The sequence below is a fragment of the Bacillus sp. VA15 genome (assembly GCF_055721145.1).
The window spans coordinates 151,087-175,956 of the sequence record NZ_JBVQPQ010000008.1; the positions used below are offsets into that span (position 1 = coordinate 151,087).

General features: G+C 43.6%; 24 protein-coding genes. 10 read left to right on the forward strand and 14 right to left on the reverse strand.

Annotated features, from left to right (window positions below; genetic code table 11):
- Positions 1–7: 7 nt before the first annotated feature.
- A complete protein-coding gene (alsR, locus tag AC0DBE_RS18810) occupies positions 8–895 on the reverse strand; it encodes an acetoin biosynthesis transcriptional regulator AlsR (RefSeq protein WP_014115417.1) in 888 nt (295 codons plus the stop codon).
- 159 nt (positions 896–1,054) lie between these two features.
- On the opposite strand from alsR, the gene alsS reads away from it, so the two are divergent.
- The 3 genes from alsS (at position 1,055) to AC0DBE_RS18825 (ending at position 4,223) form a co-directional block, all read left to right on the forward strand.
- Positions 1,055–2,767 carry an acetolactate synthase AlsS gene (gene alsS, locus AC0DBE_RS18815; protein ID WP_072565381.1) on the forward strand — a complete coding sequence of 571 codons (1,713 nt, stop codon included), beginning with the start codon at positions 1,055–1,057 and terminating at the stop codon, positions 2,765–2,767.
- 62 nt (positions 2,768–2,829) lie between these two features.
- Positions 2,830–3,597 carry an acetolactate decarboxylase gene (budA, locus tag AC0DBE_RS18820; RefSeq protein ID WP_003235587.1) on the forward strand — a complete coding sequence of 256 codons (768 nt, stop codon included), beginning with the start codon at positions 2,830–2,832 and terminating at the stop codon, positions 3,595–3,597.
- A gap of 98 nt (positions 3,598–3,695) precedes the next feature.
- A complete protein-coding gene (locus tag AC0DBE_RS18825; RefSeq protein WP_014115415.1) occupies positions 3,696–4,223 on the forward strand; it encodes an NAD(P)H-dependent oxidoreductase in 528 nt (175 codons plus the stop codon).
- 40 nt (positions 4,224–4,263) lie between these two features.
- Here the strand turns inward: AC0DBE_RS18825 and AC0DBE_RS18830 are convergent, their stop codons facing one another.
- From AC0DBE_RS18830 to AC0DBE_RS18865, 8 genes are all read right to left on the reverse strand, one after another.
- Positions 4,264–4,560, reverse strand: coding sequence for a DUF3892 domain-containing protein (locus tag AC0DBE_RS18830; RefSeq protein WP_472963305.1), 297 nt, complete (start codon positions 4,558–4,560; stop codon positions 4,264–4,266).
- Between the two features lie 155 nt (positions 4,561–4,715).
- Complete coding sequence (locus AC0DBE_RS18835) at positions 4,716–5,252, reverse strand: SH3 domain-containing protein (RefSeq protein WP_061186444.1); 537 nt, start codon at positions 5,250–5,252, stop codon at positions 4,716–4,718.
- 109 nt (positions 5,253–5,361) lie between these two features.
- The gene (gene rbsB, locus AC0DBE_RS18840; RefSeq protein WP_472963307.1) at positions 5,362–6,279 is read right to left on the reverse strand and encodes a ribose ABC transporter substrate-binding protein RbsB; all 918 of its coding nucleotides are present in this window, start codon (positions 6,277–6,279) and stop codon (positions 5,362–5,364) included.
- Positions 6,280–6,292: 13 nt separating this feature from the next.
- On the reverse strand, positions 6,293–7,261 hold the full coding sequence (gene rbsC, locus AC0DBE_RS18845; protein ID WP_014115411.1) for a ribose ABC transporter permease RbsC: 969 nt from the start codon (positions 7,259–7,261) through the stop codon (positions 6,293–6,295).
- Between the two features lies 1 nt (position 7,262).
- On the reverse strand, positions 7,263–8,744 hold the full coding sequence (gene rbsA, locus AC0DBE_RS18850; RefSeq protein ID WP_087987264.1) for a ribose ABC transporter ATP-binding protein RbsA: 1,482 nt from the start codon (positions 8,742–8,744) through the stop codon (positions 7,263–7,265).
- A 15-nt stretch (positions 8,745–8,759) separates the two neighbouring features.
- Positions 8,760–9,155: a D-ribose pyranase gene (gene rbsD / locus AC0DBE_RS18855; protein WP_268393153.1), complete on the reverse strand. Its 396-nt coding sequence runs from the start codon at positions 9,153–9,155 to the stop codon at positions 8,760–8,762.
- Entirely contained in the window at positions 9,152–10,033 is an 882-nt protein-coding gene (gene rbsK, locus AC0DBE_RS18860; RefSeq protein WP_472963310.1) for a ribokinase, read from the reverse strand. Before rbsK ends, rbsD begins: the two co-directional genes overlap by 4 nt.
- Positions 10,026–11,015 (reverse strand): LacI family DNA-binding transcriptional regulator, encoded by a 990-nt coding sequence (locus tag AC0DBE_RS18865; RefSeq protein ID WP_472963312.1) that lies wholly within the window; start codon positions 11,013–11,015, stop codon positions 10,026–10,028. Before AC0DBE_RS18865 ends, rbsK begins: the two co-directional genes overlap by 8 nt.
- A gap of 781 nt (positions 11,016–11,796) precedes the next feature.
- On the opposite strand from AC0DBE_RS18865, the gene pgsB reads away from it, so the two are divergent.
- The 5 genes from pgsB (at position 11,797) to pgdS (ending at position 16,166) form a co-directional block, all read left to right on the forward strand.
- A complete protein-coding gene (gene pgsB, locus AC0DBE_RS18870; RefSeq protein WP_003219593.1) occupies positions 11,797–12,978 on the forward strand; it encodes a poly-gamma-glutamate synthase PgsB in 1,182 nt (393 codons plus the stop codon).
- 14 nt (positions 12,979–12,992) lie between these two features.
- Complete coding sequence (pgsC, locus tag AC0DBE_RS18875; protein ID WP_003227889.1) at positions 12,993–13,442, forward strand: poly-gamma-glutamate biosynthesis protein PgsC; 450 nt, start codon at positions 12,993–12,995, stop codon at positions 13,440–13,442.
- 18 nt (positions 13,443–13,460) lie between these two features.
- On the forward strand, positions 13,461–14,603 hold the full coding sequence (gene pgsA / locus AC0DBE_RS18880; RefSeq protein ID WP_014115406.1) for a capsular polyglutamate synthetase PgsA: 1,143 nt from the start codon (positions 13,461–13,463) through the stop codon (positions 14,601–14,603).
- 14 nt (positions 14,604–14,617) lie between these two features.
- The gene (gene edmS, locus AC0DBE_RS18885) at positions 14,618–14,785 is read left to right on the forward strand and encodes an extrachromosomal elements maintenance protein EdmS (RefSeq protein WP_014115405.1); all 168 of its coding nucleotides are present in this window, start codon (positions 14,618–14,620) and stop codon (positions 14,783–14,785) included.
- Between the two features lie 139 nt (positions 14,786–14,924).
- A complete protein-coding gene (gene pgdS / locus AC0DBE_RS18890; protein ID WP_014115404.1) occupies positions 14,925–16,166 on the forward strand; it encodes a gamma-DL-glutamyl hydrolase in 1,242 nt (413 codons plus the stop codon).
- 35 nt (positions 16,167–16,201) lie between these two features.
- Here the strand turns inward: pgdS and ywtE are convergent, their stop codons facing one another.
- Complete coding sequence (gene ywtE / locus AC0DBE_RS18895; RefSeq protein WP_472963317.1) at positions 16,202–17,062, reverse strand: 5-amino-6-(5-phospho-D-ribitylamino)uracil phosphatase YwtE; 861 nt, start codon at positions 17,060–17,062, stop codon at positions 16,202–16,204.
- Between the two features lie 156 nt (positions 17,063–17,218).
- Positions 17,219–18,205 (reverse strand): LCP family protein, encoded by a 987-nt coding sequence (locus tag AC0DBE_RS18900; RefSeq protein WP_014115402.1) that lies wholly within the window; start codon positions 18,203–18,205, stop codon positions 17,219–17,221.
- A gap of 327 nt (positions 18,206–18,532) precedes the next feature.
- Between AC0DBE_RS18900 and AC0DBE_RS18905 the strand changes: the two genes are divergently transcribed.
- Positions 18,533–19,906: a sugar porter family MFS transporter gene (locus AC0DBE_RS18905; RefSeq protein WP_061186437.1), complete on the forward strand. Its 1,374-nt coding sequence runs from the start codon at positions 18,533–18,535 to the stop codon at positions 19,904–19,906.
- A gap of 36 nt (positions 19,907–19,942) precedes the next feature.
- Here AC0DBE_RS18905 and AC0DBE_RS18910 read toward each other — a convergent pair whose 3' ends face one another.
- Genes AC0DBE_RS18910 through AC0DBE_RS18920 form a run of 3 tightly spaced genes read right to left on the reverse strand, consistent with a single transcriptional unit; the run spans position 19,943 to position 23,627 of the window.
- Positions 19,943–21,067, reverse strand: a complete 1,125-nt coding sequence (locus AC0DBE_RS18910; RefSeq protein ID WP_472963321.1) for a Ger(x)C family spore germination protein — start codon at positions 21,065–21,067, stop codon at positions 19,943–19,945.
- Complete coding sequence (locus AC0DBE_RS18915) at positions 21,064–22,170, reverse strand: spore germination protein (RefSeq protein ID WP_072565374.1); 1,107 nt, start codon at positions 22,168–22,170, stop codon at positions 21,064–21,066. The genes AC0DBE_RS18910 and AC0DBE_RS18915 overlap by 4 nt, the downstream gene beginning before the upstream one ends.
- A gap of 5 nt (positions 22,171–22,175) precedes the next feature.
- On the reverse strand, positions 22,176–23,627 hold the full coding sequence (locus AC0DBE_RS18920; RefSeq protein ID WP_472963322.1) for a spore germination protein: 1,452 nt from the start codon (positions 23,625–23,627) through the stop codon (positions 22,176–22,178).
- Between the two features lie 264 nt (positions 23,628–23,891).
- Here AC0DBE_RS18920 and manA point away from each other — a divergent pair, with 264 nt between their 5' ends.
- On the forward strand, positions 23,892–24,842 hold the full coding sequence (gene manA / locus AC0DBE_RS18925) for a mannose-6-phosphate isomerase, class I (protein WP_072565372.1): 951 nt from the start codon (positions 23,892–23,894) through the stop codon (positions 24,840–24,842).
- Positions 24,843–24,870: the final 28 nt, after the last annotated feature.

Genomic DNA, 24,870 nt, shown 5'->3' on the forward strand with positions numbered 1-24,870 from the left:
CCTTTTTTTATTTCCGTTCATTTAACGATTTGGATATATCCACAAATTGCCTCAGTACAGGGTTTTGGCTGTCTTTTCGATATGCGATGATCCATTCTGCTTTGAGTTGAAAATGATCCACGCTGCGATACGTGACATCAAGGTTAAACAGCCGTCTGGCAGAGGATGGGACAATGGTAATGCCGATGCCTGCTGTCACCAGCCCGATCACCATTTGATATTCTGTCGCTTCTTGAACGATATTCGGCACAAAACCTGCGTCTTCACAGAGCTGAATAAAGTCGGTATATAGCGTAGGCCACGCTTCTTTGGAAAGGGTAATGATCGGTTCATTTTCCAAATCTGTAATGTCAATTGATTCTTTTAATGCAAGCGGATGCTGCTTCGGCAATGCGAGGATGCATGGACTGCTCTGGGTTGTCTCAATTTGCAGCTCGGGATGCTCTAACGGCGGATGGAGAATGCCGATATCGATATTTCCCTTGAGCAATTCCTCCTGCTGCCGATAAGAAGCGATTTCTTTCAGTTCAATTTTCACAGAAGGGAATTTTTTACGGTATTCCCGGATGATCGGCGGCAGAAATTCATATGTAGCTGATCCGACAAAACCAATAACGAGATGGCCATGTTCGCCGCGAGCCGTCCGTTGGGCAAGTTCAATTCCTTGACCAATTTGCATCAAAGCTGATCGGCAGTGATTTAAAAAGATTTCACCAGCCGCCGTAAGCTCGACAAATCGTTTTGTCCTTTTCAGAAGCGTCACCCCGACTTCTTCTTCCAGCTGTTTGATCTGCTGGCTGAGAGGAGGCTGTGTCATGTTCAGCCGCCGCGCAGCTTTTCCGAAATGAAGCTCTTCGGCTACTGCGATAAAGTATTGAAGATGGCGAAGCTCCATTCAATATGCATTCCTTTCCATAGGTTAATAATTCGTAATACATATTAATCATAAGGCGAATCGATATTGGAGGTCAATTTCCAAAGAGTGTATAGTGAAACGTATCACAAGAAATATTTAAAATTTTATGTTTAAAATGCATAATAAGGAGTGAGGGTGTTGACAAAAGCAACAAAAGAACAAAAATCCCTTGTGAAAAGCAGAGGGGCGGAGCTTGTTGTTGATTGCTTAGCGGAGCAAGGTGTCACACATGTATTTGGCATTCCAGGTGCAAAAATTGATGCAGTATTTGACGCTTTACAAGATAAAGGGCCTGAAATTATCGTTGCCCGGCATGAACAAAATGCAGCATTTATGGCGCAAGCAGTCGGCCGTTTAACTGGAAAACCGGGAGTCGTGTTAGTCACATCAGGACCAGGTGCTTCTAACTTGGCAACAGGACTGCTGACAGCAAACACTGAAGGTGACCCTGTCGTTGCGCTTGCTGGGAACGTGATCCGTGCAGATCGTTTAAAACGGACACATCAATCTTTGGATAATGCGGCACTATTCCAGCCGATTACAAAATACAGTGTAGAAGTTCAAGATGTGAAAAATATACCGGAAGCAGTTACAAATGCATTTAGGATAGCGTCAGCAGGGCAGGCTGGGGCCGCTTTTGTGAGCTTTCCGCAAGATGTTGTGAATGAAGTCACAAACACAAAAAACGTACGTGCTGTCGCAGCGCCAAAACTTGGTCCCGCAGCAGATGACGCAATCAGTGCGGCCATTGCAAAAATCCAAACAGCGAAACTTCCTGTCGTTTTAGTCGGCATGAAGGGCGGAAGACCGGAAGCGATTAAAGCAGTTCGCAAGCTATTGAAAAAAGTTCAGCTTCCATTCGTTGAAACATATCAAGCTGCCGGTACACTTACGAGAGATTTAGAGGATCAGTATTTTGGCCGGATCGGTTTATTCCGTAACCAGCCTGGCGATCTGCTGCTTGAGCAGGCTGATGTTGTTCTGACAATCGGCTATGACCCAATTGAATACGATCCGAAATTCTGGAATGTCAATGGAGACCGGACGATCATTCATTTAGACGAGATTCTGGCTGACATTGATCATGCTTACCAGCCGGAGCTTGAATTGATCGGTGATATTCCATCTACGATCAATCATATCGAACACGATGCTGTGAAAGTAGACTTTGCGGAACGTGAGCAGAAGATCCTTTCTGATTTAAAACAATATATGCATGAGGGTGAGCAGGTGCCTGCAGACTGGAAATCAGACAGAGTGCATCCTCTTGAAATCGTAAAAGAATTGCGAAACGCAGTCGATGATCATGTTACAGTGACTTGCGATATCGGTTCACACGCGATTTGGATGTCACGTTATTTCCGCAGCTACGAGCCGTTAACATTAATGATCAGTAACGGTATGCAAACACTCGGCGTTGCACTTCCTTGGGCAATCGGCGCTTCATTGGTGAAACCGGGAGAAAAAGTGGTTTCAGTCTCTGGTGACGGCGGTTTCTTATTCTCAGCAATGGAATTAGAGACAGCAGTCCGCTTAAAAGCACCAATTGTACACATTGTATGGAACGACAGCACATATGACATGGTTGCATTCCAGCAATTGAAAAAATATAATCGTACATCTGCGGTCGATTTCGGAAATATCGATATCGTGAAATATGCGGAAAGCTTCGGAGCAACTGGCTTGCGCGTTGAATCACCAGACCAGCTGGCAGATGTTCTGCGTCAAGGTATGAACACTGAGGGTCCTGTTATCATTGATGTCCCGGTTGACTACAGTGATAACATTAATTTAGCAAGTGACAAGCTTCCGAAAGAATTCGGGGAACTCATGAAAACGAAAGCTCTCTAGCACTCTGCGCATCACGACACTGTTTGATGAACAGCACTAAACAAAAAGGAGTGAAGGGAATTATGAAACGCGAAAGCAACATTCAAGTGCTCAGCCGCGGGCAAAAAGATCAGCCTGTGAGCCAGATTTATCAAGTATCAACAATGACTTCTCTATTAGACGGGGTATATGACGGCGATTTTGAACTGTCAGAGATCCCGAAATACGGAGACTTCGGGATCGGAACCTTTAACAAGCTTGACGGAGAGCTGATTGGGTTTGACGGTGAATTTTACCGTCTCCGTTCAGATGGAACTGCGACACCGGTCCAAAACGGGGACCGTTCTCCGTTCTGTTCATTTACATTCTTTACACCGGACATGACGCACAAAATTGATGCGAAAATGACACGTGAAGAGTTTGAAAAAGAGATCAACAGCATTCTGCCAAGCAAAAACTTATTTTACGCTATCCGCATTGACGGATTGTTTAAAAAAGTGCAGACAAGAACGGTAGAACTGCAAGAAAAACCTTACGTGCCAATGGTTGAAGCGGTTAAAACACAGCCGATTTTTAACTTCGACAACGTGAGAGGAACGATCGTAGGCTTCTTAACACCAGCTTATGCAAACGGAATCGCCGTTTCTGGCTATCACCTGCACTTCATTGACGAAGGACGCAATTCAGGCGGACACGTTTTTGACTATGTGCTTGAGGATTGCACGGTTACGATTTCTCAAAAAATGAACATGAATCTCAGACTTCCGAATACAGCGGATTTCTTTAATGCGAATCTGGATAACCCTGACTTTGCTAAAGATATTGAAACAACTGAAGGAAGCCCTGAATAAAGAAAAAAAGAAAGCCCCTTTGTGAGGGGCTTTCTTTTTATTTGGCTCTTTTCCTGATTTTAGATAAAATAACGTCAAAAGGGTAAAGGTGTGGTCTGATGAAAATATTGGTTTTGGCAGTTCATCCTCATATGGAAACCTCAGTTGTGAATAAGGCATGGGCAGAGGAATTGAGTCATCATGACAATATCACAGTACGGGAGCTTTATAAGGAGTACCCGGATGAAGCGATAGATGTTGCGAAGGAACAGCAACTGTGCGAGCAATACGACCGGATTGTCTTCCAATTTCCGTTTTATTGGTACAGCTCTCCGCCGCTCTTAAAAAAATGGCAGGATCTTGTGCTGACCTTCGGCTGGGCCTTTGGTTCACAAGGAAACGCCTTGCATGGCAAGGAGCTGATGCTGGCTGTATCAACAGGGAGCGAAGCAGAAAAATATCAAGCAGGCGGAGCAAATCATTACTCAATCAGTGAGCTTTTGAAACCATTTCAGGCCACGAGCAATCTGATCGGCATGAAATACCTGCCCCCATATGTATTCTACGGCGTGAATTATGCAACTGCAGAGGATATTTCTCTCAGTGCAAAACGTTTAGCTGAATACATCCAGAAGCCTTTCGCTTAAAAGAAAGCCCTGTCCGGCATGCGGCAGGGCTTTTTTATGATTAAAAGTCCGGAAGCTCAGACAGGTTATTTTCCTTTAAGCCGTCCGGTTCACTTCGCAAAGTGTCACGCCCGTATTTATGGAAGACATCAACATGAGCGAGTTTTCCCGCTTTTGCTTCTGACAGCGCAGTGGGATAGTCGAGCTCTCTTCCTGTGTTCGTTTTTACTGCGATAATATTGTCTTCCTCATTTCTTCTGACCGCAATAATTTCTTCTTTTCCAGATGGAACATCTTTCTGATCGGCAGTTGTTTGCCGGGCTTTATACGATTCATATGCTGTTTCAAATTGATCCATATTTACACCTCCACTTTTTAGCGTGAACAAAAATGTCGATGATCATGTAAGGTTTCGACACAGCATACGACAATATTTCCTGAGAAATATCTAGAGAATATGACAAATCAATTCATAATAAAAGGGATTCCGCATAATTACGGAATCCCTCTCAGTTATTTTGTCATGTGTAAGTCCTTTGTTTTCATATAGCCTGTCGCACCGCCGTAATCAACGAATACCCAATCAAAATCAAAACCGCCTTTTTTCGTTTTACTCCAGCCTAAAAAAGAAACGCTAGTGTCTGCTGGAAGAGTCTTGATGCTTTTTCCTTCAGCGGATGTATATACTTTCGTTTTTGTTTTGGTTTTTACTGTTGTAGCTGCTTTTACAATGTAATGAGTGGAGACAAAGCCTGTTTTGCCGTTTTTATAATGAACCTTTGCCCAGTCAGCGTTTGAAAAGGAAATCAGTTTTAAGCTGTCGCCCAAGTACAGCGTATCGGCTTTCTGACTTGATGCGGAAGCTTTCGTTCTGACATTTAGCGCCTCTGCTGACACCAAATAAGAATCAATCGGATAACTGTATAAATCATCAATGCTTACCGTTGTTTCTGGCTGTTGTGCATGGATCGTGCTTGCGCCCCCTGCAGAAGCCGCAGTCATCCCAGCTGCAAGTGCTAAAGTTGATAGTATTTTTGTTGTTTTGTTCATTTCGTTCCTCTCCTCACGTAAGAGAAATAATTCACTCTATATCCCTATTCACGTTTTCACAGATTCCTAAACATTAAAAAGGATCAGATAAAAATCTGATCCGTGGCAATTATTTTTTTGTTTCTAGTTTGAGAGGCGCAGATATTGTTTTTTTCACTTTTTTTCCGTGCAAAATATCGTCTGCTGCTTCTGTAGCCAGTTTACCGATCAATTCAGGCTGCTGAGCGACGGTGGCTGAGAGCTTTCCGTCTTTAATGGAAGCGAGCGCATCTTTATTGCCGTCAAAACCGATCACTAAAATATCTTTTCCCGAGCTGTTAATTGCCTCAAGAGCACCGAGCGCCATTTCATCATTGTGAGCAAAAACAGCTTGGATATCCGGATGTCCCTGCAGCAGGTTTTCCATGACAGTCAGGCCTTTGGTGCGGTCAAAGTCGGCTGATTGCTTTGTGACAACTTCGAGCTCTTGATCTGCGATGTTATGAAATCCTGAGCCGCGTTCTCGTGTGGCAGATGCGCCGGGCACGCCTTCGAGCTCTGCCACCTTTGCTCCTTTTCCAAGTTTGTCAGCAATGAATTCTGCGGCCATTTCGCCGCCTTTTACATTATCGGAAGCAACGAGCGTTTCAACTTTTCCTTGTTCGGCGGAACGATCGATTGTTACGACGGGCACACCGACTGTGTTTGCAGATTCTACTGCCGTTGAGATCGCCGAAGAATCAGTCGGGTTGATTAACAATGCATCGACACCTTGCTGAATTAAGTCTTCCACATCACTCGTCTGTTTCGATGAATCATTTTGTGCATCGACAATGATGACTTTCATTCCCCGTTTTTTAGCTTCTTTTACGATGCCCTTTTTTAATGAGACAAAAAAGGGATTATTAAGCGTTGAGACGGACAAGCCGATGGTGAATTCCTTTTTGTTACCCGAATTTGTCGGCTTTGCCCATTGGGGGGGCTCAAGCGAACAGGCAGTTAATAAAAACAATGATAACGTTAAAATGACGGATACAGCCTTTTTCATGTAAAAAACCCTCCTATGCTGACTTCTTGCGGTCTAATAATACCGCAATTAAGATGACAATCCCTTTGACAACCAGCTGATAAAACGATGAGACGCCAAGCAGGTTGAGCCCGTTATTAAGTGTGCCGATGATCAGCACCCCGATTAACGTACCGATAATGCGACCGCGGCCGCCGGAAAGACTTGTTCCGCCTAAGACGACCGCCGCGATAGCATCCAGTTCGTACGATTCCCCGGCAGTCGGCTGGGCTGAATGCAGGCGGGAAGTCAATATCGCGCCGGCGAGAGCGGATAAAAGCCCGGCTAAAGAATAGATCATCACTTTTACGCGCGTCACTTTAATGCCTGAAATGAGCGCGGCTTTTTCATTGCCTCCGATTGCGTACGTTCGGCGGCCGAACGGTGTTTTATGAAGAAGCACCCAAAGGATGACAAAGGCAAGAACCATCGTAATCGCCGGTACAGGAATGCCTAAAAAGTAACCGCGTCCGAACAGCTGAAAAGCATAGTTTGTGCCAAGTCCGGTAATCGGATTTCCGTCTGTATACACAAGCGTCAGTCCGCGAAATACAGTCATGGTCGCAAGCGTAGCGATAAAGGGCGCCATTTTTCCTTTTGTGATCAATAGTCCGTTGATCATCCCGAGTACGGCACCAATGATACAGCCGAGGATGATCGCGAGAACCGGATCGACACCAGATACAATCATCCCCGCAACTAAAGCGCTGGACAGAGCAAGAATAGCGCCGACAGAAAGATCAATGCCGCCTGTTAAAATCACAAAGGTCATGCCGAACGCGATTAATCCGTTAATGGCTACCTGACGAAGCAGGTTTAAAATATTCAGCGGTTCAAGAAAGCTGGGATTTAAAATAGATACAATGATAACGAGAATAAATAAACCGAGAAACGGGCCGAGTTTTTGCATGACTCCGTCGAAGTGAATCCGTTTTTGTTCTGTTTGCAGTTGTTCCGTTTTCATATTACCGCCCTCCTGTGGCAAGTGTCATAATTCGTTCTTGAGTTGCTTCCTGCGCATCGATTTCTCCGCTGATTCTGCCTTCATGGACAACGATAATGCGATCGCTCATCCCGAGAATTTCCGGAAGCTCTGATGACACCATAATGATGGCGACACCGCGCTCAGTCAGCTCATTCATCAGCGAATAAATCTCCCGTTTCGCGCCAACATCCACACCTCTGGTTGGCTCATCCAAGATAAGCACTTTTGGTCCGATTCCGATCCACTTGGCAATCACCACTTTTTGCTGGTTGCCTCCTGATAAATGGCGTGCGTGCGTTTCCGGCGATGCCGTTTTGATGGTCAGGCGTTTAATTAAAAGATCGACAAATTCAGCTTCCCGCTTGTGATCAATGAGGCCCTTTGGAGAAAAACTGGACAGATTGGGCAGCGCAATATTCTCGCGAATCGAGGTGTCGAGCAGCAGCCCTTCATCTTTGCGGTTCTCTGTAATAAAGCCGAGCCCTTTTTTCACCGCATCCTGCGGGTTCTTAATGGCTGTCTTTTTTCCAGCGATCCATATCTCACCCGAGTCCAGCCTGTCAACGCCGAACAGCGCTCTCATGATTTCTGTCCGGCCGGCTCCCATCAATCCGGAGACACCGACGATTTCACCGGAACGAATGGAAAAGCTGACATCTTCAAAACGTCCTTTGACGGAGGCGTTTTTCACCTCGAATATTTTGTCGCCGAGAGAAGGAGTGCGTTTCGGATATCGTTCAGTCAGCTCGCGTCCGACCATTTTTTTGACAACTTCATCAAAATTGGTTTCTGAGATGTTTGTTGTATCTACCGTTTTTCCGTCACGCATGATGGTGATTCTGTCGCAAATCGCAAAGATTTCTTCCATGCGATGAGAAATGTATACAATGGATACGCCGTTCTTTTTTAACGCTGTAATGACCTCAAAGAGCTTGCTGATTTCCCGTTCCGTCAAAGCAGCGGTAGGCTCATCCATAATGATCACCTCAGCATTTGTCATGAGCGCTTTTGCAATTTCAATCATTTGCTGCTGCCCGACGGAACACTCGCCGGCTTCTTGCTCAAGAGAAAGAGAGACAGACAGTTTGTTAAATTGCTCTTTTGCCAGCGCTTTCATTTTTCTTGTTTGTAAAACGCCCAGCTTGGAGGATATCTCTTTCCCGATAAATAGATTCTCAAGAACGGTCATTTCCGGCCAGATATTCAATTCCTGATGGATAAAGGCTATTCCATGCTGTTCTGCTTCTTTCGGATTGGAAAAGTACGTTTCGTTTCCGTTTATGCGGATTTGCCCTTTATCCGATTTATGCAGGCCTGTCAGGATGTTCATAAGAGTGGACTTGCCGGCGCCGTTTTCTCCCATTAATGCGTGAACCTCGCCAGGCACGAGCTGAAAGGAAACGCCTGACAGCACTTGGTTTTTTCCGAATGCTTTATGAATGTCTTTCATGTCAATCTGCATGTCCCATCCTCCTTTCTAGAAAAGCACACCCGCCTGCAGGATGCAGTTGGCATACGGTGTGAATTCACCTGTTCTTATAATGGCTTTTGCTTCTTTTGTCAGCAGCTTAAACTCCTCGTGAGAAAGGTATTCTATCTCCTGTTCAGAAAAAAGGTTCTCTAGAAATCTCGCATTCTCCTGATTAGATACTTTTATTTCAGCTGCAGCAATGACTTTTTCGACGACCATCTCGTCCGCGAGCACTGCCGCTGTATCTTGGAAAGCCGGAAGACCCGGCTTCAGTGAAAGATCAATTTTCAAAACGCCGTCTGGAACCGGCAGCCCTGCATCTGCGATGACAATTTTATCAGTGTGGCCAAGGTCGGCTAAAAGCTTGGCAAGATGGCTGTTCAGTATACCGTGTTTTTTCATGACAGCAGCTCCTCTACTTCTTTTCTAGTCGGCATTCCGCCTTGAGCGCCGAAGGAACAGACAGAAAGGGAAGCAGCACGATTGGCAAACCGCAATGCGGCTTCAATGTCTTTCCCCTCAGCCAGAGCCACGGCTAAGGCTGCGTTAAACGTATCACCGGCTCCGGTTGTATCAACGGGCTTTACGGGGAAGGACGGGATGAGGCGCTCTTTGTTGCCGGCTGAATAGCGGACGCCTTGTTTTCCTTCCGTAATAAAGAGCTTCGCTGGATGAAGAGCCAAGGCTTCAGAAACGGTAAGACCAGGGAATAAGATCGACGCCTCGTGTTCATTTGGCGTGAGATAGGTGGCATGATCAATTGTTTCCTGTTTCAGCGGGCGGGCCGGTGCCGGGTTGAGCATGATCGGAATATCGTGAGAATGGCAGTATCTGCACACCTCATCAACCGTTTCTTCCGGAATTTCCTGCTGAATCAGGACCATATCGACCTTTTCGATCTGATCAAGCGCGTCTATCGCATATGATGGAGTGACATCATCGTTCGCACCTTTGACAACGACGATACTGTTATCACCTTCAGCAAGCACAATGTGGGCGGTTCCGCTTTTTTTATGTGTAACCGGTTCCATATAGTCGGTGCGCACGCCGTTTGCTTTTAAATTATCCAAAATGGCTGTTCCATAATGATCATCTCCGACCTTCCCGACCATAAACACGTGGGCGCCAAGTCTGGCAGCAGCAACGGCCTGATTTGCTCCTTTACCACCCGGCACCGTCTGAAACGACGTGCCAAGTACCGTTTCTCCGGCCTTTGGGCGTTTGTCCGAGGTAACCACTAAATCCATCGAACAGCTTCCAATTACACAAATATTACGCATCATGATCTTCCTTTCTTGTCGTCTTTCTTCTTATATAGGTGACAGGCATTTGAATCGCCGTTTCTGTCAGCGGCTGTTTTTTGATGATACGCAAAAGCAGTTTGGCCGCTTCTTTGCCCATGTCATATGCGGGCTGTTTAATTGTAGACAGGGGAGGGAACAGCAGCTCACTTTGCGGAATGTCATCATAGCCGATAATTTGAATGTCCTCCGGCACGTTTCTTCCGAGCCGCAATGCTTCATGTAAAACTGCAGCGGCTTGAATATCATTACTCGTTATCACACCGTCTGTCTCAGGATAAGCGGCAAACAGCTCCTTCGCCATCGATTGCGCATCCTCAAAAGAAAATGAAGCCGTCTCGATGACCTGAAAATCAGCTTCAGCCTGCTGTAAGATCTCCAAAGCGCCGTTAAAGCGGTCTTGAGCGGTCGGCAGGTGAGCGGGGCCTCTCAAGAGCGTGATGAGTCGGCTTTTTCCGTAAATGATGGCTTCGGCGGCTAATTTTCCTCCTGTATAGCCGTCACTGGATACAGAAGGAGCGCCTTCAGGTGTTCTGTCCAGAAAAACGACTGGGTGATTCATGCCGCTGTATTCCTCAAGATCCGGGTAATTCGTTGCGGCAATAATGCCTGCGACATGATTTTGCTTAAAGGTTTGAAGGTACTCAAGTTCTTTTTTTAATTCCTCGTCACTGTTGCCAAAAATAAGGCGATAGCCTTCCCGGTTCAATTCATCCTCCGCACCGCGGGCAAGCTGGGGGAAGAAAGGGTTTGTGATATCCGGGAGCAAAAGCCCGATCAGCCGGGATTCTCTCTTATAAAGAGATCTGGCAACTTCATTCGGGTAATAGTTCAGCTTCTCCATCGCCGCTATGACACGCGTTCGCGTTTCTTCGTGTACATAGCCGTTGTCATTCAGGACGCGGGAAACCGTCGCAACTGAAACGCCCGCCGCTCCGGCGACATCTTTAATTGTAGCCAAAACAGCTCCTCCTTGTTTATGTAACCGTTTACATAGATAGATTATCATGAGCAATCCGAAGTTGGCAATAAAAATATCGAAAGAAATCTATTGTAAATTGTATATATAATTGAGAAATTTAAGGTTTTCACTCTTTTTTTGACAAAGTCTTCACATTTCTGGATGAAGATTTCTTGAACAAATATTAAGTTTTATTAAAATTGTTTCAAAGTCATGCGTTTAGACCTGTAAATGAGGAGAAACGGAAAAGACTATCAGCCCAGAAAATGTTTAATTATGTTAGAGAATTCGGACCCGTATGTTTAGCGTTTTCATAGATAGCCCCATTAGTCATTTTGGAATGGGACTAATTTTTCCACTTCCATGCAGAAAGGATGACATTATGACCTTGTTCTTAAGAAACAGGAAAAAATATTTTGTGTTCATAAGAACCGGAAACACGCATGGTAGCAGGAAAAGCTTGATATCACGGGCTGTAAAAAAGATTGATTTGAAATGCATATTAAATGCAAACACCAAGGTGTGACTATACGTCCAGAAGGATATCAGGGGAGAAATGTAAGCGCATTCCTTTTGCTTTTTAAAAAAAGAGATGAGGTGTAAGTCCTGCTGTTTTCCAAAAATAGAAAACAGTTTGTAGGTACAAAATCTCTTTCAAAAGAGAAGTTTGGCTTAGTGGATTAGGGAAGATTATGTTACATAATGCCGATTGAGAATTCATAGTGATTCTATATACTGATGAATGAATTTACAACAATATAGAAGGAGATGTCGAAAAGCAATGTGGTTACTCATTATAGCCTGTGCTGTCATACTGGTCATCGGAATATTAGAAAAACGACGACATCAGAAAAACATTGATGCCCTCCCTGTGCGAGTGAATATTAACGGCATCCGAGGAAAATCGACTGTGACAAGGCTGACAACCGGAATATTAATAGAAGCCGGTTACAAAACTGTTGGAAAAACAACAGGGACAGATGCAAGAATGATCTACTGGGACACACCGGAGGAAAAGCCGATTAAACGGAAACCTCAAGGGCCGAATATCGGAGAGCAAAAAGAAGTGATGAAAGAAACAGTAGAAAGAGGAGCTAACGCTATCGTCAGTGAATGCATGGCTGTTAATCCGGATTATCAAATCATCTTTCAGGAAGAACTTCTGCAAGCCAATATCGGTGTTATTGTTAACGTTTTAGAAGACCATATGGATGTTATGGGGCCGACGCTTGATGAAATTGCAGAAGCGTTTACGGCTACTATTCCTTATAATGGCCATCTTGTCATTACTGATAGTGAATATACTGAGTTCTTTAAACAAAAAGCCAAAGAGCGAAACACAAAAGTCATCATTGCTGATAACTCGAAAATTACTGATGAATATCTTCGTAAATTTGAATATATGGTATTCCCTGATAACGCTTCTCTCGCACTGGGTGTGGCTCAAGCACTCGGCATTGATGAAGAAACAGCGTTTAAAGGAATGCTGAATGCGCCGCCAGATCCGGGAGCAATGAGAATTCTTCCGCTGATCAGTCCGAGCGAGCCTGGGCACTTTGTTAATGGGTTTGCCGCAAACGACGCTTCTTCTACTTTGAATATATGGAAACGTGTAAAAGAAATCGGTTACCCGACCGATGATCCAATCATCATCATGAACTGCCGCGCAGACCGTGTGGATCGGACACAGCAATTCGCAAATGACGTATTGCCTTATATTGAAGCAAGTGAACTGATCTTAATCGGTGAAACAACAGAACCGATCGTAAAAGCCTATGAAGAAGGCAAAATTCCTGCAGACAAACTGCATGATCTAGAGTACAAGTCAACAGAAGAAATTATGGAATTGTTAAAGAAAAGAATGCACAACCGTGTCATATATGGCGTCGGCAATATTCATGGTGCCGCAGAGCCTTTAATTGAAAAAATCCACGAATACAAGGTTAAGCAGCTCGTAAGCTAGGAGGAAATGCAGACATGTTCGGATCAGATTTATACATCGCACTAATTTTAGGTGTACTACTTAGTTTGATTTTTGCAGAAAAAACAGGGATCGTGCCGGCAGGACTGGTTGTACCGGGATATTTAGGACTTGTGTTTAATCAGCCGGTCTTTATTTTACTCGTTTTGCTAGTGAGCTTGCTCACTTATGTCATTGTGAAATATGGTTTATCCAAATTTATGATTTTGTACGGACGTAGAAAATTTGCTGCCATGCTGATAACAGGGATCGTCCTGAAAATCGCGTTTGATTTTCTATACCCGATTGTACCATTTGAAATCGCAGAATTTCGAGGAATCGGCATCATCGTGCCAGGTTTAATTGCCAATACCATTCAGAAACAAGGTTTAACCATTACGTTCGGAAGCACGCTGCTATTGAGCGGAGCGACCTTTGCTATCATGTTTGTTTACTACTTAATTTAATGTAAGGTGTGTCAAACGATGAAAAAAGAACTGAGCTTTCATGAAAAGCTGCTGAAGCTGACAAAACAGCAAAAAAAGAAAACCAATAAGCACGTATTTATTGCCATTCCGATCGTTTTTGTCCTCATGTTCGCTTTTATGTGGGCGGGAAAAGCAGAAACGCCGAAGGTCAAAACGTATTCTGACGACGTTCTCTCAGCCTCATTTGTCGGAGATATTATGATGGGGCGTTATGTTGAAAAAGTAACGGAGCAAAAAGGGGCAGACAGTATTTTTCAGTATGTTGAACCGATCTTTAAAGCCTCTGATTATGTAGCCGGAAACTTTGAAAACCCGGTAACCTATCAAAAGAATTATAAACAAGCAGATAAAGAGATTCATCTACAGACGAATAAGGAATCAGTGAAAGTCTTGAAGGATATGAACTTCACGGTTCTCAACAGCGCAAACAACCACGCAATGGATTACGGCGTTCAAGGCATGAAAGATACTCTTGGAGAGTTTGCGAAGCAAAACCTTGATATCGTTGGAGCAGGATACAGCTTAAGTGATGCGAAAAAGAATATTTCGTACCAGGAAGTCAATGGGGTAACCATCGCGACGCTCGGCTTTACCGATGTGTCTGGAAAAGGTTTCGCGGCTAAAAAGAATACGCCGGGCGTTCTGCCTGCAGATCCTGAAATCTTCATCCCTATGATTTCAGAGGCGAAAAAACATGCGGACATCGTCGTTGTGCAGTCACACTGGGGACAAGAATATGACAATGATCCAAACGACCGTCAGCGTCAGCTTGCAAGAGCCATGTCTGATGCTGGTGCTGATATCATTGTCGGCCATCACCCGCACGTCTTAGAACCGATTGAAGTATATAACGGAACCGTCATTTTCTACAGCCTCGGTAACTTTGTCTTTGACCAAGGCTGGACAAGAACGAGAGACAGTGCACTGGTTCAGTATCACCTGAAGAAAAACGGAATAGGCCGCTTTGAAGTGACGCCGATTGACATCCACGAAGCGACGCCTGCACCGGTGAAAAAAGGAAGCCTTAAACAAAAAACGATTATTCGCGAACTCACGAAAGATTCTAACTTCGCATGGAAAGTAGAAGACGGAAAACTGACGTTTGATGTTGATCATAGCGACAAACTAAAATCTAAATAATCGGAGTGATAAAGATGAAATTTGTCAAAGCCATCTGGCCGTTTGTTGCCGTAGCTATCGTGTTCATGTTTATGTCAGCTTTTAAATTCAATGATCAGCTGACAGATCAGGAAAAGCAGAAGATTGATACGGAAATGCATAAAATCCAACAGCAGGAAGAACCGGCAAACGCTAATAAATAATTCAAAAAGAGAGTGTCTGATGAGACATTCTCTTTTTATTTGCCCAGCACATTCATTCTGTAAAAATATCAAAAAGGCTCTTAACATATTCAAAAAAATACCGATGTTAAAACTGCAAATAGAGGAGGAGATAATAAAAGTGAAGACACTGGCAAACTGGAAGAAGTTTTTGCTTGTGGCGGTTATCATTTGTTTTTTGGTTCCAATTATGACAAAAGCGGAGATTGCGGAGGCTGATACATCATCTGAATTGATCGTCAGCGAAGCAAAAAAACTGCTTGGGTATCAGTATAAATACGGCGGTGAAACGCCGAAAGAGGGATTCGATCCTTCGGGATTGATTCAATATGTTTTCAGTAAGGCTGATATTCATCTGCCGAGATCTGTGAACGACCAGTATAAAGTCGGAACGGCCATAAAGCCCGAAGACCTGAAGCCGGGCGATATTTTGTTTTTCAAGAAAGAGGGAAGCAGCGGGACAACTCCGACACATGACGCACTTTACATCGGAGACGGCCAAATGATTCACAGTACGCAATCAAAAGGGGTTATCATTACCAATTACGCAAAAAGCAGCTATTGGAGCGGGTCTTATATTGGGGCGAGACGAATCGCAGTCGATCCGGCAACCGCTGATGTTCCTGTCGTTCAGGAGGCCGAAAAGTATATCGGCATTCCATATGTGTTTGGCGGAAGCACACCGTCAGAGGGCTTTGATTGCTCAGGGCTTGTGCAATATGTGTTTCAACAGGCACTCGGCATTTATCTGCCGCGATCAGCCGAACAGCAGTGGGCAGTGGGTGAGAAGGTGGCGCCTCAGAACATAAAGCCTGGTGATGTTGTCTATTTCAGCAATACGTATAAATCGGGAATTTCACATGCAGGGATTTATGCAGGCGGAGGAAGGTTTATTCAGGCAAGCCGGTCAGAAAAAGTAACCATTTCTTACTTGTCAGAGGATTACTGGAAATCGAAGATGACAGGCATTCGCCGATTTGACAACCTGACAATCCCGAAAGAAAATCCGATTGTGTCTGAGGCAACACTTTATATCGGAGAAGTCCCTTACAAACAGGGCGGAGTGTCTCCAGAGACAGGATTTGATACAGCTGGATTTGTCCAGTATGTATATCAGAAAGCAGCTGGTATTTCCCTGCCTCGGTACGCAACAAGCCAGTTCAAAGCCGGAACTAAGATTGAGAAGGCGGACCTGAAACCGGGAGACATTGTGTTCTTCCAATCAACAAGCCTAAATCCGGCCATCTATATCGGAAATGGACAAGTTGTTCATGTCACATTATCAAACGGTGTGACCATCACCAATATGAACACGAGCACATATTGGAAAGATAAATATGCGGGAAGTATACGGGTGCAATAAAAGACAAAGACTCCAGAATCTCTGGAGTCTTTTCTTTATGCATATTGGCCGGAAAGAAGCTGGTCTATAAAGTAGGCCACACCATTTTCGTCATTGCTTTTTGTGACAAAGGTGCTTTTTTCTTTTAATTCATCGATCGCATTTTCCATGGCGATACGGTGTCCGGCGACTTCAAACATGGAAAAATCGTTCGGACTGTCGCCGATCGCATAGATATCCTGTGTTTCAATTCCGTATTTTTCAGCCAGCTCTGTCAGCGCGCGTCCTTTTCCTGAGGAGGCTGGCAAGATTTCGATAATGTGTTTTCCAGAAGAGGTTTGCGCCAGTTTTTTATGATGCTTCAGTTCTTCCTTCGCTTGTTTCAGCTTGTCCATATCAAAGGAGAAGCAAAGAAGCTTATAAATGTTTTCACTACCGTCAAAAACCGATTCGATATGAGGGATTGGTTTAATGCCAAACTGCTTAAACTGAGTCATGGCTCCTTGCCACAATTCATCCGTCTTCTCGTTTGGATTTGCGCTCTTTAGAATATCAAGCTCCGCATGCAGCTTAGCTTCGCCGTCAAAAGGAGAAAGCAGATGGTTATCTGTATATACCTCAAAGTAAATGTTTTTTGACAGTAAGTAATCAGCGATCGCTTTACCGGCCTCCTGATCCATTAATGTCCGGCTGATCAAACGGTAACCCGTGTCGTGGATCGTTCCGCCATTAGCCGCAATGATAGGGATATCCAAGTCTTCCAGCAGCGCTTTTACATCAAATGTTGCCCTTCCCGTGCAAATGGTGACGAGGATGCCGGCATCAACGGCCCGCTTGATCGCCGCTCTGTTTTCAGCAGAAATGACGCTCTCTTTATTCAGTAATGTACCGTCTAAATCAATCGCAATTAATTTCATATATAGGGGGAACCTCCTTAAAAATGAAGCTGCTTCGTGTAGTATGTTCAGCTTTTCTGTGAAACATAATCCATATAAACCAAGGCTAAACGTTACTTTGAAAATTTTCAACAAAATGAGTAAAAAAACGGAATGGTAAAGACCATTCCGTTTAAATCAGTCGTTTATGTCATTTTTTAGTTCAGTTTTGACTTCTTCTAGCTTTTCACTATCAAGTTTCAAATAATAAAGTTTTTTACGCTCACGAGAGCTGTAGAGATACATGTCTGATCCGGTAAGCTGTTCAGTATCAACTGATTTCAAAGTGGTTATAAATGGGAATAAACCGATTGCATCATTTAGCGATAAATTCATCTTTAAATTTTCCCCTAAACTATCAACAATATCATCATATGCTGGTATAGAGCTTAATGATTTAGATTTTTTGATTATAGCATTTAGAACTTCCATTTGTCTTTGTCCGCGTTGAAAATCTGTATCAGCTTTACGTGTCCTTACATAAGCTAGTGCTTCTTCACCGTTTAGAGTTTGAACGCCAGTTTTCAACAAGACTTTTCCTTTTGTATCTTTTTTAATTTGATTAACGATTTTTTCACTTTGTATATTTACACTAACTCCATTTAATTCATCCACAACATCTTTAAAAGCGTCAAAATTACTTTCTATAACATAATCAACTGGAATATCTAAAAGATTTTCAATGGTTTTAGCTGAGAGTTTAACTCCTCCATATGCATGGGCATGTGTAAATTTATCATAACCATAGCCGGGAATGTTGACATAAGAATCTCTCGGTATACTTAACATTGTTGCTGTTTTATTTTTTCGATTAAAGGTAACTAAGACATTAGCGTCACTTCGAGCATCATCAACCGTCTCACCTTTGGAATCTCTAGAATCAATACCTAGAAGTAATACAGTAAATGAGTCTTTTTTAGGATCAAATTCTTTTATTCGTTTAACGGATTGACCATTGTCATTTAGATCAATATGTGCTTGTTTTGACGCATTGTTTAACTTTACATAAGCATAGGTACCAATTGAACCAGTTACAATAATTAGAATAGCAAACAAACCAATTGTAAATTTAACCCATTTTTTCAGACGTCTCTTTTTCTTCTTGTGTTGTAATCGTTCCTCCATATCAATACCTCACGTTTCCTTAATATTTGAAGCGTACCATTTTTTTTGCCATATCACAACTCATAAAATGACAATATTCGAAAAAAATCCCTATATTTATATGTTAGTATTATACGAATAATATTCCGGATGTGCAGAACTACCTATATTAGACGCCGCAGCAGAGAAAATGTTTCGATGGCGTTGAAAAAAATGCAAGTAAATGATTGGAAACTCATGATCAGCAAGAATGAAAAGGTTTAATGGCCAGAAAAAAAGGCTAAAAGATTTCTAAAAAAACTCCACAGACAATGTCATTCCAGCTGATGGAGAAAGGGAGTCATTTTTATGAAAAAGCAGTCCAATATATGGCTTTATTTTTTCGGCGCTCTTGGAGGCGCGTTATACGGTTATGATACCGGAGTGATTTCCGGAGCTATTTTATTTATGAAAAAGGACTTAGGCTTGAATGCCTTTACGGAAGGACTTGTTGTCAGCTCCTTATTGGTGGGGGCGATATTAGGCTCAGGAGCGGCCGGCAAGCTGACTGACCGGTTCGGAAGAAAAAAAGCAATTATGGCGGCAGCACTGCTGTTTTGTATAGGAGGGCTTGGTGTGGCATTTGCCCCGAATACGGGAGTCATGGTGCTGTTTCGCATCATTTTGGGACTTGCAGTCGGAACATCGACGACGATCGTGCCGCTCTATTTATCTGAACTGGCGCCAAAACATAAGCGCGGGGCGCTGTCATCTCTGAATCAGCTGATGATCACGGTCGGCATCCTTCTTTCTTACATTGTCAATTACATATTTGCCGATGCCGAAGCATGGCGCTGGATGCTTGGATTAGCTGCTGTGCCGTCGCTGCTTTTGCTCATTGGCATTTTGTTCATGCCGGAGAGCCCGCGCTGGCTGTTTACGAATGGCGAAGAGAATAAAGCGAAAAAGGTTCTCGAAAAATTGCGTGGCACAAAAGATATTGATCAGGAAATACATGATATTCAAGAAGCGGAAAAGCAGGATGAAGGCGGCCTGAAGGAACTATTCGATCCATGGGTGCGTCCCGCTCTGATTGCCGGCCTGGGACTGGCGTTTCTGCAGCAATTTATCGGAACAAATACGATCATCTATTATGCGCCAAAGACCTTTACAAACGTTGGATTCGGAAACTCTGCATCGATTTTAGGAACGGTCGGAATCGGTACAGTCAATGTTCTCATGACGTTAGTAGCGATTAAAATCATCGACAAGATTGGAAGAAAGCCGCTATTGTTATTCGGGAATGCCGGGATGGTGATCAGCTTAATCGTTCTTGCGCTGGTGAATCTCTTTTTCGATAACACCCCGGCTGCCTCATGGACGACTGTCATTTGTTTAGGCGTATTTATCGTTGTCTTTGCGGTCAGCTGGGGCCCGGTTGTCTGGGTGATGCTTCCTGAATTGTTCCCGCTCCATGTCAGAGGAATCGGGACCGGGGTATCGACCTTGATGCTGCACGTTGGGACACTGATTGTTTCACTTACCTATCCAATATTAATGGAAGCGATCGGCATCAGTTATTTATTCCTGATTTATGCCGCGATCGGTATCATGGCGTTCTTATTTGTCCGTTTTAAAGTGACAGAGACGAAGGGAAAAAGCCTTGAAGAAATTGAACAGGATTTACGGGACAAAAACGGACAGGGAGGATCGGCTGGAAAACAGCAGACTGTCGGAACATAAAAAAGGGTGCGCGAGCATGCGCACCCTTTTGATTTCTCACGATCCTACTGTGCCGAAGTTAACGATTTTGAAAGAAATATCATATGTAAAATCAGCATCAGAAAATATGTCATCCCAATGTCCTTTTACTTTATGCCAGTATTCAGGGTGTTGAATCCGGATGTAGTCCGATAAAAAGATCGGATCGCTTTTATACTCATGCTGCAGTTTATCCATAACCTTCTTTACATCGCGTTCAAGCTTTTTCTCAAAAATGTTCTCAAGCCTGTGTAAATAGCTTTTATGAAAGGAGTTTTCATTCGGATTTTGGTCTTCTGTCAGGATACCCTTTGTTTTGACAGAAATCTGAAAGACAGGCTTTCCGTTTTCAATTACCGGCTTGATTTTAGATTTCGACTTTTTAATCTCAAATGTAATCGGATGTCCTTTATCTGTCGTCGGCATGACGCCTCCTTGGATCGTCCCCATGACCCATGTCAGTGTCTGGATTTCATCAGCTGAAAGAAATCCAACGAGTTTATTACTGCCGCTTTTGATAATGCCTGCCCCGTCATATTTTGCTTTTCCCTTTTGGTTACTAATGGCTTGAATGAGAAAACTGTAGCCATTTTGGCAATAGATAGAGGCCCTGCCGATGCGAAGCGGCATCATAATCTTCCCGTTATACCCGCTGTTATTGGTCAGTTCAATCAGCTTTTCGGAAGGCATCGGCTGCTGCTGCTTTGGACTTCCTTTCGTAAAAACATCTCCGGCTTTCCCTCTGGCAGCCATCAAATAGCTGCTGCGCCGCAGCTCATCATCCCGGATGAAATGGTTGAAGACCTGATCAATGTTTTGATTCCTCATTAGCTTTTCTCCCAAAAGAATGACTTTTAAATGGTCGCTATAGATAGGAGGGTCCTTGATGGATACATCACTGACTGCTTCTAAAATGGTTTTCCCGTGGGACGTCACATTGACAAATTCGGGTTTTCCGGATGCTTGGCTGTCTTCACTTTGGGGAAGAAGGTTTTGATACGTTAATTTATACTGATGGTCATCAGTTTCATCGATCGCAAGTCCTCTGGCAAAAGACAGTTTTTCAATATCTTTGACATCCCAGCATCCACAGAGCATCTGCAGCATCAGAACCATTGATGCAAGCTTCATCATTGTCTTCATTGCAGCTGACCCCTCCCCAGTTTTTTCTGTACCCAGCTTAAAAACCAGATAAGAAATGGTATTGCAATGACACCTAAAAATACATATCCGAGAAGTGTACCGTAATAAAACACGGCGTTAAGATCGTCAGGAAACATTGATAGGAAAAATGTAACAACCAGCAATGCAGTAAGCAGCCACGGATTGTTTTTATTTTTCAGGTGAAAGATGTCTGTTAAGCCGATATGCGCTCCTTTAAAGGAACCGAGCATACATGCAAATTGCTGGGCTGTCCAAGTTAATTGCAAAAACAGGTCAAATCGTTCAATAAAAATCCCTGGAATTTCTAAAGCGTGAATGAGTGAAATGGTCGGCCATGTCACTGTTTTTGCCTCAGCCACACTCATACAGCCAATGACCATAAACAAAGTAATGCTATAGAAAACAGTCGAGGTTGCAATGCCTAAAGCGACAGCTTTTTTTACCTGCTTGGGATCTTTCATAAAGGGAACGAGATAAAAAATAATTTCAAATCCTGAAAAATATAAAAGGGTTTTGGGAAATAAGGAGAAAAAACTTTGATAACCGCCTTCAAATACAGGTCGGATAAAATCTAATTGAAATAAACGAAAGCTGAACATCAGAAGCATAAGGAAAATAATAATAGTGACAGGAAAGATATACGCATATACCTTCGCAATGGGATAAACACCCCCGGCCACATGATAAATGGCAACCGCCAGAAAAATAAACACGACAACTGCCATCGGAGTGTTTTTTAAAAGAAAGAATCCGACAACCTCACCCAAAACTCGTGCTTGAAAGCATACGATACCGATAAAATAAAGGGATATAAATACATTCAAAAAGAAACCGATCAATTTTCCGGCTGCAATGCTGTTGAGCTCAAAAATTGTTCTCTCGCTGTTTCGTTGAAGAAAAGGTAAAAAAAGCAGTACAAAAATAATAAAAATAACGCCCTGCAGCAGGATCATGATCCATCCGATTGGACTGTCCGTTTCAGCGGCTGAGCGGGGAAGGGTTAAGACACCGGCACCGATCATTGTACTGCTGACCATAATAAACGTTTGCATAAATGTAAGCTTGTCCTCTGATTGCATCATAGCTATCACCTTTGTCTGATTTTATCTTTTGTGTCTTTTCGGGTGGGCCTTCTTTTTAAAAATAGGGTAGGGACGCGAATCACAGTGTCTTTCAAATCTTGTCCGGGCTGTGCCATAATCGGAATAATGTAATCCTGGCCAAAGCTTTTCAGTCGCATCAAGTGCCCGATTACAAACAGAAAGACCATAATGACGCCATACATGCCAAGCGTTGCAGCACTTATCATACCCGCAATGCGAATAATCCGCAGCGGAAAGTTAAAGGCGTATGAAGGAACGGTAAAGGATGCCAATGCGGTAACGGATACCACAATGACCATCAGCGCACTGACGATTTGAGCCTGTACGGCAGCCTGACCGATGACAACGCCTCCAATGAGCCCGATCGTCTGTCCGATCGGCTTTGGCAGCCGTAAACCGGCTTCCCTGATCAGTTCTATCGTAAATATCATAATAAATGCTTCGACAAAAGGCGGAAAAGGTACATTCAGCCTGCTACCTGCAATTGAAATGGCCATTCTCGTTGGCAGAAGGCCCGTGTGAAAGGAAACGAGAGAAATATATAAGCCGGGCAAATAAATGGTAATCAGGATGCTCGAATAACGAAGCAAACGAATAAGTGACATTGTAATCCAGCGCTGGCTGTAATCATCCGGTGAATGGATAAATTCATCAAGCGTTGCCGGTACAATGAGTGCAAATGGGGTGCCATCTACTAAAATGGAAACCCGCCCTTCTAACAAAGAGCTTTCTACACGATCCGGACGTTCTGTGCTTAAGATCGTTGGAAAGATGGAAAAAGGTTCATCCTCAATGAGCTGCTCTAGTGTACCTGATTCTGGCAAATCATCTGTCGTGATGGATTTCAGCCGTTTAAACACTTCTTTTACAACATAATCAGGGGCAATATCCTGAATATATGCGACAGCTATCTTTTTCTTCGTCCTTTTGCCTATCGTCATTTCTTTTATGACGAGATTAGGGTCACTTGACCGTTCTCGTAAAAGCGCCGTATTTGTCCGCAGTTTTTCAATAAAGCCAATCTTCGGACCGCGTTCTACGATTTCTGAGGAAGGTTCTTCAAGGCTGCGCGACTTTAATGTTTTTGTGTCAAATGCCAGTCCCGCGCTGTAACCATCAGCCAGCAAAATGGTATGTCCGGAAAAAATGAGCTGCTGTATATCTTTCATTGTAGAGATCACGCTGTGGCGATAACCGAAAAAAAAAGCGGATAAATCTTCAATCAAGCCTTCTTTTTGAGCTAACGATTCTTTTTGTAAAGGAGAAATGACGTATTGCGCCAGAAGATTATTTTCTGTTAAACCGTCAATATACAGCAGGCACGCCTTCTGTCTGCTGTCTCCGAAAGAAAACGTATAAAATATGATATCGTCGTTTTGCCCCAATTTTTTTTTCAATGTTTCTATATTGCACTGGAGATCAGAGTCGATTTGCATAGTTTCTCTCCTTTATAAAACATATTGACGGTTTTTCTTAATTTGTATCAAAAAAGGAGAATTATTCTTTATAAGGAAAAGGCTGAAACAAACCTTCTTTTGAAAGTGATATAATAAAAAGGAAGAGTTTTCTCAAAAGGGGTCATTGATACATAATGCTTTTTACATATGTTGTCATAGGAAAAAGACAGCTTATACGGCGTTTGTAAGGGGAGCGCACCGGGAAAATAATGATCAGCTATTTACAGGGGAGGGGTACAGATCATGACGCAATCACCGATTTTTCTAACGCCTGTGTTTAAAGAAAAAATCTGGGGCGGCACCGCTTTACGAGATAGATTTGGATACGGTATTCCTTCAGAAACAACGGGGGAATGCTGGGCCATTTCCGCTCATCCAAATGGACCGAGCACAGTTGCGAATGGCCCGTATAAAGGAAAGACACTGACTGAGCTTTGGGATGAGCATCGGGAAGTATTCGGCTGCGTGGAGGGGGAGCGATTTCCGCTTCTGACAAAGCTGCTGGACGTGAAGGAAGATATGTCAATTAAAGTTCACCCTGATGATTACTATGCCGGAGAAAACGAAGAGGGAGAACTCGGCAAGACGGAATGCTGGTACATTATCGACTGTAAAGAAAACGCGGAGATTATCTACGGGCATACGGCCCGCTCAAAAACAGAACTTGTCACAATGATCAACAGCGGTGATTGGGAAGGCCTGCTGCGAAGAATCAAAATTAAACCGGGTGATTTCTATTATGTGCCGAGCGGAACGCTGCACGCATTGTGCAAGGGGGCACTTGTATTAGAGACCCAGCAAAATTCAGATGCCACATACCGGGTGTACGACTATGACCGGCTTGATAACAATGGGAGTCCGAGAGAGCTTCATTTTGCCAAAGCGGTCAATGCGGCCACGGTACCTCATGTGGACGGGTATATAGATGAATCGACCGAATCAAGAAAAGGAATAACCATTAAAACGTTTGTCCAAGGGGAATATTTTTCGGTATATAAATGGGACATAAATGGCGAGGCTGAACTATCTCAGGATGAATCCTTCCTGCTTTGCAGCGTGATAGAAGGAAGCGGTTTGCTGATGTATGAAGACGAAACATGTCCGCTCAAAAAAGGCGATCACTTTATGTTGCCGGCTCAAATGCCCGATTTTACGATTAAAGGAACCTGTACACTTATCGTGTCTCACATTTAACTTAATCTCACTTCGAGATTAAGTTTTT